The organism is Paenibacillus terrisolis (genome assembly GCF_056171975.1).
Genome location: NZ_JBKFGG010000031.1, coordinates 1 through 9,517 on the forward strand (window position 1 = coordinate 1; position 9,517 = coordinate 9,517).

Below are 9,517 nucleotides of genomic sequence, written 5' to 3' on the forward strand. Positions count from 1 at the left end.
GGCGAAGCGTTTGCCGCCATTCAGGCGAGAGATGAGCGAATCGGAGCTTATTTGACGCTCAACGAAGAAGGGGCTCGCGCCGAGGCCGCACGCCTGGATAACAAGCTGGCGAGCGGAGAAAAGAAGGGGCTTTTGTTTGGTTTGCCGATCGGCATTAAAGACAACATGGTGACCGAAGGCTTGCGCACCACGTGCGCGAGCCAGTTTTTGTCCAACTTCGATCCGATTTACGATGCGACGGTGGTTTCGAAGCTGAAGCAGGCGGAGGCGGTAACGATCGGGAAGCTGAACATGGACGAGTTTGCCATGGGCGGCTCCAATGAGAATTCCAGCTTCCATCCGGTTCGCAATCCGTGGGATTTGAGCCGGGTTCCCGGCGGTTCGAGCGGCGGCTCTGCGGCTGCCGTGGCTGCGGGCGAAGCTTACTTCGCTTTAGGCTCGGACACGGGCGGATCGATCCGCCAGCCGGCGTCTTATTGCGGTGTCGTCGGGCTCAAACCGACCTATGGCCTCGTCTCGCGCTACGGTTTGGTTGCGTTTGCTTCGTCTTTGGATCAAATCGGCCCGATTACGAAAAACGTGGAGGACGCCGCTTACCTGTTGCAGGCCATCGCCGGGTATGACGAGAAGGATTCGACTTCGGCCGGCGTAGATATCCCGGATTATTTGAGCGCGCTCACCGGGGAAATCGAAGGCTTACGCATCGCCGTTCCCAAAGAATATTTGGAAGGACTCGATCCGCAGGTCAAATCCGCCGTGCTTGACGCTTTGCGCGTTCTGGAGAGCCTTGGCGCGGCGTGGGAAGAAGTTTCCCTGCCGCATACCGAATACGCGGTTGCGGCGTATTATTTGCTGGCTTCTTCCGAGGCGTCTTCGAATCTTTCGCGTTTTGACGGCGTTCGTTACGGAGTGCGCGCGGATCAATCCGGCAATCTGCTCGATTTGTACTTCGATTCGCGCAGCCAAGGCTTTGGCCCGGAAGTCAAACGGCGCATTATGCTCGGAACCTACGCGCTCAGTTCGGGTTACTACGACGCTTATTATTTGAAGGCTCAGAAGGTGCGGACGCTAATCAAACGGGATTTCGACCAAACCTTTGAAAAATATGACGTGATTGTCGGACCAACGGCGCCAACGACGGCGTTTCCGCTGGGCTCGCAGGTAGACGATCCGCTTACGATGTATCTGAACGATATCCTGACGATTCCGATCAACCTGGCCGGCGTGCCTGCGATCAGCGTGCCTTGCGGCCTGGCTGACGGTTTGCCGGTTGGGCTGCAAATCATCGGCAAGGCTTTCGACGAAAGTACGGTTCTCCGCGTGGCTCACGCTTTCGAGGCGCATACGGATCATCACAAACGGCGCCCGGCGCTGTAAGGTACCAACGGTTTATTACAGATTTTCAGGAGGATAGCCATGTCAACATCCAAATATGAAACGGTGATCGGGCTGGAAGTCCATGTGGAACTGCATACGAGATCGAAAATCTTTTGCGGCTGTTCCACCGAATTCGGCGCGCCGCCGAATAGCCATACCTGCCCGGTTTGCCTGGGTCACCCCGGCGTGCTTCCCGTGCTTAACCGCCAGGCGGTGGATTATGCCATGAAAGCGGCGATGGCGCTCAACTGCGAAATCGGCGACGTTAGCAAATTCGACCGAAAAAACTACTTTTATCCCGATTCACCCAAAGCCTATCAAATTTCTCAATACGATCAGCCGATTGGCTTAAACGGCTATATCGATATCGAGGTGGGCGGCCAAACGAAACGCATTGGCATTACCCGGCTGCATCTGGAAGAGGATGCGGGCAAACTGACGCATGTCGACGGCGGTTTCGCTTCGCTCGTGGATTTCAACCGCGTCGGTACGCCGCTCGTGGAAATCGTGTCGGAGCCGGATATTTCTTCGCCTGAAGAAGCGCGCGCTTACCTTGAGAAGCTGCGGGCCATCATGCAGTATTGCGATGTTTCCGACGTCAAAATGGAGGAAGGTTCGATGCGCTGCGACGCCAATATCAGCCTTCGTCCGGAAGGACAAAAGGAATTCGGCATCCGGGCCGAACTCAAGAACATGAACTCTTTCCGCGGCGTCGTCCGCGGCTTGGAGTATGAACAATACCGTCAGGCCGAAATTCTCGACGACGGCGGGAAAGTCGTTCAAGAAACGCGCCGCTGGGATGAAGCCCAAGGCAAGACGTTCTCCATGCGCGGCAAAGAAGAAGCTCATGATTACCGTTATTTCCCGGATCCCGATCTGGTGACGCTGCATATCGATCAGGCTTGGAAAGATCGGATTCGGCAATCGATTCCGGAACTGCCGGATGCCCGCAAAGCCCGGTACGCTTCGGAATACGGACTGCCTGAATACGATGCCGGGGTCATTACGTCCTCCAAACCTCTTGCCGATCTTTTTGAGAGCAGTCTCCAGCACACTTCGGATGCCAAAGCGGTATCCAATTGGATTATGGGCGACCTGTTAGGATATCTGAACAGCAACGGTTTGGAACTGGCGGGGGTTAAATTGACCGGTCAGGGTTTGGGCGAAATGATCGGTTTGATGGAAAAAGGAACGATCAGCTCTAAAATCGCCAAAACCGTGTTCAAAGAAATGCTGCAAAACGGCAAGCTGCCGCAGCAGATCGTTGAAGAACAAGGACTTGTGCAAATCAGCGACGAAGGGGCGATTCTGGCGATCATCAATGAAGTCATTGCGAATAACCCGGCTTCCGTCGAGGACTACAAGGCCGGCAAGGACAAAGCCATCGGTTTCCTGGTCGGACAAGTCATGAAACAGAGCAAAGGGAAAGCGAACCCTGCGCTGGCCAATAAGCTGCTTGTCGAAGCGCTGAAAGGCTAAAATGCGGGGTGCCGGAAGGGAGGTGCCGGGATGATCGAGCGATTGTCGCTTCAGGACCCGGATGTGGTGGAGCAGCTATGGAGCCTGCAGCATACGGCTTATCGCCTTGAGGCCGGACAGGTCGGATTAACGGAATATCCGCCTTTGCCGGATACGTTTGACTCCATCCGCAACAGCAGCGAGCAGTTTTACGGGGAGTTGAACGGTGAAGGAGATATTCTGGGGGCGATCGCCGTCATTTCCCCTTTCGCCGGAACGCTGGAAATTTCCCGGTTAATGGTGCATCCCGATTATCTCCGGCAAGGAATAGGGACCGCCTTGATTGAGTTTGTAACCCGCAGTCACCCGGATGTTAGGGTTTTTACGGTTACGGCTAGCACTTTGAACGATCCCGCGGTTGCGCTATACCGCCGGCATGGCTTTGAGCCTGCGCGGAAAGCGAATTCCACCGTCGGGGTGGAATTGACCATTTTCAGGCTGGAGCGATAGGGACAAGCCGCTGATCCGATGGAGCCAATATAAAAGCACACTTTAACTATTGCTCAAAGCAATAGTTAAAGTGTGTTTTTTTCCAATAGTCAGTATTGCTCGTTTGGAGGCGTGCTTGCTCCTCCGGACCAGTTCATACCACGTTACAGATATCCGCCATTTCGGTTATTATTAAGGAAAGGTGTCCCCACTTCATAGAATGAAGGAATACAGAGAGAAAGGGATGGGGAGATGACTCCGGAAATAACGCCCGCCCATTTGCCGGCGCCTCGCGACCGAACCAAAGGTTACAAACCCCGGCGCCGAAAGCGGAAATTTATCGCCTGTCTGCTGTCCGCCTTGTTCCCCGGTTTGGGCCATTTATATTTGAGTATGTTCAAAAAAGGCGTCGCCATCGTTTATTTCGTCATCATCGATGCCGCTGCACTGATCTATTTTTCCTCCGTTCGGATGGAGATCAATGTCCCGTTATTGATTTTGCTTGGTTTGCTGATTCCGGCCGCCTATTTTTACAGCATTTACAACGTTCTCCAATCCACCGATGCATTAAACACCAAGTTGAAAAGGGAAAATAACGACGAAGAGGTTCCATACACCGCTTCTTTAATGCCCGCTTCGGGAGTCAGGGAGGGAGTTCTTTCCGGAATTCTGCTCATTGGCGGAGGACTGCTGGTTTTTCTGTTCCGTCAAAAACCTGCGTGGTTTCAAGTCTTGATCCAGACCTCGGCGGCGTATATCGTGTCGGCGCTTCTTTTTGCCGTTGCGGTGTTTTTGATTTATCGGGAGGGGAAGCGTCGTTTTCTTCGAACCGGTCGGTTCACAGCTTCCACCGTGCTGCTCGGGATCGGATCCTTGTTGCTGGCTGATCAAATCACCGGCAAGGATAATATGCTGCTGCTTCTCAAATGGTGGCCATTGCTGCTTGTGGTTTGGGGAGCCGAGCATATATTGGTGCTGCTGTGGAACCGGCGACGTACGCTTCGGCCGGAGCGGCGTTTGCGTGTGGATGTAAGAGGGCTTCTTCTTTCCGTGTGCCTGGCCTTTTCCGTTTTTGCCGTTACGCAGCAGGATCATTATATGCATTTGTGGAACCGCGTCAGTCTGGACTTTTCGGCGGCGGGAGCCGACTTCGGCGCCCAAGAGGGTTATCGGGTCGAGAAGCCGTACCAGGAAATTCCTATTGATTTGGATACCGGTCAAATCATGATTGACGGAATTAATGGAGATATTGAAGTGAAAAAAGCTGAAATCGACCATGTCTCGATCGGGTCTATCGTATGGGTGGATCAGGTCGGGACGGAGGATGCCCGAAAAGTCGCGGCGGATACCTCGGTTCAGGTCACGGAAGGCAAAACGCTGGGGATTGCCGTGAAGGATCGGGTTTACGGCGAGTCGGGCAGACGGCATCCGCGCGTGGATTTGACGGTGATTTTGCCGGAGAACCGGTTTCTTGATCTGGATATTGCCACCTCAAGAGGAGCCATTGTCCTAACGGGCGTGCAGACGATGAAGCATGTCAAACTGCAGACCGGAAGCGGAAATCTTAGATTATGGGACATTGTTGGAGATGTTTCGGGCAAAACGCTGAACGGCGACGTGGAGTTGTATCGCATCTTCGGAAATGCCGACATCGATACCCAAGGCGGAAACATAAAGGGCAGGGGAGTAACCGGCGACGCGTCCTTGTCTACTTTGGTTGGTGATATTTCGCTGACCGACGCCGAGGGAGAAATCAAGGTGAATACAAAAAACGGAAATATCCGTGTCGATGGCGCGAACGCCGGACTTCAGGCGGAGTCGCTTAACGGAAAAATTCAAGTTTCGTCAACGCAAGTCGGCGGGAATTGGGATGTCTATACCGCCGTTGGAGAACTGGAGCTGGATATTCCGGAGTCGGGGGATTATAAGCTCGAGGGGTCCAGCGGGTATGGAGATATCTCTTCCGATCTGCCTTTTTTGGTGGAAAACAAGGAAATTAAAGGTTCCTCGGGAACCGGGGAGTTTCAAATCAAAGCGGACGGGAACAGCGATTTAATTGTGAATAAACGCTGAACACGTGAAAATCCGAATGATAAAGTCAACCGCTGGGTTTATACTGCGTTGACAAAAGTTTTATGATAACCGTACAATGAAAATGCAAGGGTTTTTAGTATGACTATTTATTTAGAATGAGCTTATTAAAGGCGGTGGGACCTATCATGTCAACGCGCGTACAGCATGCTTTAGACCAATTGAAGAATAACGGAGTCCGCATTACGCCGCAGCGTCACGCCATCCTCACTTATTTGATGGATTCGATGACTCATCCGACGGCGGACGAAATTTACCGGTCTTTGGAGCCGCGCTTTCCCAATATGAGCGTCGCAACCGTATATAATAATCTGAAGATGTTTATTGAAGCCGGTATGGTCCGCGAGCTGTCCTACGGAGATAATTCGAGCCGCTTTGATGCGGATGTTTCGAATCATTACCACATCATCTGCGAGAACTGCGGGAAAATTACGGATTTCAGCTATCCGTCGCTGGATGACGTAGAGCACAAGGCGGAAGAGATGACCGGCTTTCAAATCAAAGGACACCGGATGGAACTTTACGGGATTTGCAAAGAGTGCCAAATCAAACATTAAAAAAGTAATAGTACTTTTTGACCTGCGGGTTTAGGATAACGTGTGGGATTCCTTCGGGAATTCTTCACGTTTTTATTTTTGGCGGGTACGGTCATAGTGCCGGCGAACGACACTACGGTGGAGGTATAGCCTTGAAAAGCAGAAAAAGGACCTATCGCAGAACCAGACGCGGCAAGAGCAAAATGCTGTGGTTTCTTGGAATTATACTTATATTTGCGGGAGTGCTCAGCGCTATATTACTTCCGAATCGTGAGCATGTGAAGCCGGAATGGCTTGGCAAATCGGATAAACCCATATTCGTTCAAGGAAAAATCGTTCAGGGATCCGCATTGGGGCAAGGTGATGGGCTGAAGCTCCCGCTTCCGGTCATTCAGTCGGTCTTGGACCCGAATGTGCGTTATGAAGAGGAGACCAAATCGGTTATTTTGACCACGCCCAAAAAGCTTGTGCTGATGAAAACGGATGAGAAGATCGCCAAGATCAACAACAAGCCGACCAAGCTGCTTTTTGCCCCGGAGGAGAAGAAGGGCGTGTTGTATTTACCGGCCAATTTGCTTGAGCAGCTGTACGGGGTCAGAGTGCGGGAAGACGCGAAGTCGGGAGCGGTTACTCTGATCAAGGCGGGGGAAAGCGTTCAGGCTGCTAAAATTAAGGATTCTTCCAAAAAGAAGAAACATTTGACTCAACTGCGCACTGAAGCAAGCACGCATAGTCCTATTTTGGCGGATATGGATCCGGGTACGAATTTACGGATTTTGCAGTCGGCGGAAGACTGGTATTATGTTCAGCTCGATAACGGATACACGGGTTATGTACAGAGGAAGAGTGTAACGGTGGGACAAAAGTATTTCGTGCCTCCGCTGAGTCCGGAGCTTTCGTCCGCCAAGAAGAAATGGCAGTCCAAAGCGATCAACCTGACTTGGGAAGCGGTGTATCAGGTTGCCCCGAATCCTTCCTCCATCGGCAAGCTGCCGGGGGTCAATGTCGTCAGTCCGACCTGGTTTGCCATTGTAGACGGAGAGGGCAACGTACAAAGCAAAGCCGACAGTGCGTACGTCCAATGGGCACATGGGCAAGATATGCAGGTGTGGGGGCTTCTCAGCAACAGCTTCGAGCCGGATTTGACGACGAAGGCGTTGTCCAGCTTTGAGTATCGCATCATGACCATTTTGCAAATGCTGCATTACGCGCAAATTTACGATCTTGATGGCATCAATATCGATTTTGAAAACGTCTATACCCGGGACAAGGCTAATTTGATTCAATTTGTACGTGAGCTGCGTCCGCTGGCCGAGGAGCAAGGGCTTGTCGTATCCATTGATGTAACTCCGAAATCGGACAGCGAGATGTGGTCGGCCTTTCTGGATCGCCGGGCGCTTGGCGAGGTTGTCGATTATATGATATTAATGGCTTATGATGAGCACTGGGCGGCAAGCCCGGTATCCGGCTCGGTCGCTTCCTTGCCTTGGGCGAGCTCGGCGGCAAGCCGCATATTGCAGGAAGACGGAGTTCCCTCTAGCAAGCTGGTGCTTGGCGTGCCTTTGTATACGCGAATATGGACGGAGACCGAAAAGGACGGCAAAACCGAGGTCAGTTCAAAATCCATCGGCATGAAAAAAGCGCAGGAGATCATCAAAAATCAGAAATTAACGCCGGTGTATTCGCAAGAAACCGGGCAGAATTACGTGGAGTACAGCGATAAGGAAGGGCGGCACCGGATATGGCTTGAAGACGCCGATTCTTTGAAACGCCGGGTCGAATTGGCCAAATCCCTCGATTTGGCGGGTATTGCTGCCTGGAACCGGAGCTTTGCTTCCGAGGATGCTTGGGAAGTGCTGCAGAAAATTAAGGAGTAACGGCTTAACGCCAAAAAAGACGGAACGCCATCAGGCGTTCCGTCTTTTTTCTTTTGATTATGCTATTGCAATCATTGCTGCGCGGTGTGAATTTCGGCATGCTGCTTTTCCAACTGATCGGCCGTGATGTTTGCTTTCGTGGGGTCCGTGGTGAGAAGTGTCTTGCAGAACATGCAGCGGTCGGTTTTGCCAAGCATCTTGGTCAGCTTGTGACACTCGGGGCATTCAAGCTGGACGGCGGATGTGGACAGCATCCCGGCCCAGAAATAAACGGCGAGGCTCGCCAACATGGAAATGAGCCCGATCACGAGGCCGATCCCGGCTACGATCTTTCCCGCCTGTCCCCAAAAGACGATTCCGGCCGTTCCGAGCACCATAAGTCCCATGCCGAACATAGTCAAAAGTAAACCCCACAAGCGAAATTCATTGATTTTGCTCGATTTCAAGAACATTCGGGCCAACCTCGCTTCTCTTATGAATTCATTTCTTTTCCGCATCAGGAAGAAGGAAACTTTAAGCAAGCGTAGAACTATATTATAACGAATTGGCAGGATTACGCCAAGGTGGGAGGCTGCCCATGGAACCAACCATTTTTTCTTTTATCGATGAAGAGAAGGCTGGCCGTCATGCGATCGGAGCCGTTGGATATCGTCATGAACGCGGAAAAGTTCAGGACTCGTTTCTGAATGATTTTGATTTCCTGATCTTGGTGATCCACCAATCATTGGAGGAGAACGGTCTTCAAATCGAGCACTGTACTAGCGGCGACATTCATTATCAGCTTCTGCACGTGGATAGCGTGGACTTGAAGCGTTGGGTCGTAGCTGGCGATAACCGCGAGATCATCAAATATTTTTTGCATGGACGAGTTATTTGGGACATTGAAGGGAAAGTAACGGCTTTGCGCAAAATAATCATTGAGTTTGATGAACATACTAGAGAGCGGCGAAAATTCAAGGAATTCGCGAAGTTTCTCAAAGTGTATGTAGAAGCTAGACGTTTCGCCGCGGAGCAGGATTTGCTTGACGCGTATTACAGCGTGCTGCAGGCGCTTAAACATTATGCCCGTCTGGAGCTGATCGAGCAGGGGATTCTTCCGGAAAGCAGAGTCTGGGAGCAGGTTCGCCCGCTGAATTCCGTCGTATACAAATTGTTCGATGAGTTAACGGACAACAAAGAGACGCTTGAACAGCGCATTCAGCTTGTGCTGCTTGCTTGCGAATTTTCCATCACCTCCAAAATGGCGGATTGTTGTTCCCCTCTTTTGCGGATTTTGGGAAGCCGGAAAGAATCGTGGACGATTCAGGAGTTGGTGAGCTTGCCTGAGTTGGCGTATGCGGCGGAAGAGCTTCCTTTGGTTCTAAGAAAACTGGTCTATCGCTCATTGGTAATAGAGAGCTCCAGAGCTCAGCAGGATGCTCATGGCGATGGGCGGGAGATACGGTATCGAGCTTAACGGAGATGTAAAGCATTTCCACTCATTTTCATTGCGAAAGTGGGTTGACTCTTGTATAAATTCTGTGTTAAATTAAATTTCGCCGCTAAAAAGGTTGGAAGTGGTTAAGGACGTTAATTGATGGAATGATCGAAGGCCCTGAAAAAACTTCTTGACTATCGAACGGCGCACATGATATATTATAAAGGTCGCTGCTGAAACGAAGCGGAGACAAAAAACGAAGTTTGATCTTT

At 51.5% G+C, this 9,517-nt stretch carries 8 protein-coding genes; 7 read left to right on the forward strand and 1 reads right to left on the reverse strand.

The window, feature by feature from the left end; genetic code table 11:
- The 6 genes from gatA to ACI48K_RS20640 form a co-directional block, all read left to right on the forward strand.
- On the forward strand, positions 1–1,377 hold a 1,377-nt coding region (gene gatA, locus ACI48K_RS20615), incomplete at its 5' end, for an Asp-tRNA(Asn)/Glu-tRNA(Gln) amidotransferase subunit GatA (RefSeq protein WP_475029518.1).
- A 39-nt stretch (positions 1,378–1,416) separates the two neighbouring features.
- Positions 1,417–2,856, forward strand: coding sequence for an Asp-tRNA(Asn)/Glu-tRNA(Gln) amidotransferase subunit GatB (gene gatB / locus ACI48K_RS20620; RefSeq protein ID WP_475029519.1), 1,440 nt, complete (start codon positions 1,417–1,419; stop codon positions 2,854–2,856).
- A gap of 30 nt (positions 2,857–2,886) precedes the next feature.
- Positions 2,887–3,345, forward strand: a complete 459-nt coding sequence (locus ACI48K_RS20625) for a GNAT family N-acetyltransferase (RefSeq protein ID WP_475029520.1) — start codon at positions 2,887–2,889, stop codon at positions 3,343–3,345.
- A gap of 231 nt (positions 3,346–3,576) precedes the next feature.
- Complete coding sequence (locus tag ACI48K_RS20630; RefSeq protein WP_475029521.1) at positions 3,577–5,397, forward strand: DUF4097 family beta strand repeat-containing protein; 1,821 nt, start codon at positions 3,577–3,579, stop codon at positions 5,395–5,397.
- 146 nt (positions 5,398–5,543) lie between these two features.
- Positions 5,544–5,972: a Fur family transcriptional regulator gene (locus ACI48K_RS20635; protein ID WP_475029522.1), complete on the forward strand. Its 429-nt coding sequence runs from the start codon at positions 5,544–5,546 to the stop codon at positions 5,970–5,972.
- Positions 5,973–6,154: 182 nt separating this feature from the next.
- On the forward strand, positions 6,155–7,828 hold the full coding sequence (locus ACI48K_RS20640; protein ID WP_475029526.1) for a glycosyl hydrolase family 18 protein: 1,674 nt from the start codon (positions 6,155–6,157) through the stop codon (positions 7,826–7,828).
- Between the two features lie 71 nt (positions 7,829–7,899).
- Here ACI48K_RS20640 and ACI48K_RS20645 read toward each other — a convergent pair whose 3' ends face one another.
- On the reverse strand, positions 7,900–8,280 hold the full coding sequence (locus ACI48K_RS20645; protein WP_475029524.1) for a YgzB family protein: 381 nt from the start codon (positions 8,278–8,280) through the stop codon (positions 7,900–7,902).
- A gap of 125 nt (positions 8,281–8,405) precedes the next feature.
- Here ACI48K_RS20645 and ACI48K_RS20650 point away from each other — a divergent pair, with 125 nt between their 5' ends.
- Positions 8,406–9,284 carry a nucleotidyltransferase-like protein gene (locus ACI48K_RS20650; RefSeq protein ID WP_475029525.1) on the forward strand — a complete coding sequence of 293 codons (879 nt, stop codon included), beginning with the start codon at positions 8,406–8,408 and terminating at the stop codon, positions 9,282–9,284.
- Positions 9,285–9,517: the final 233 nt, after the last annotated feature.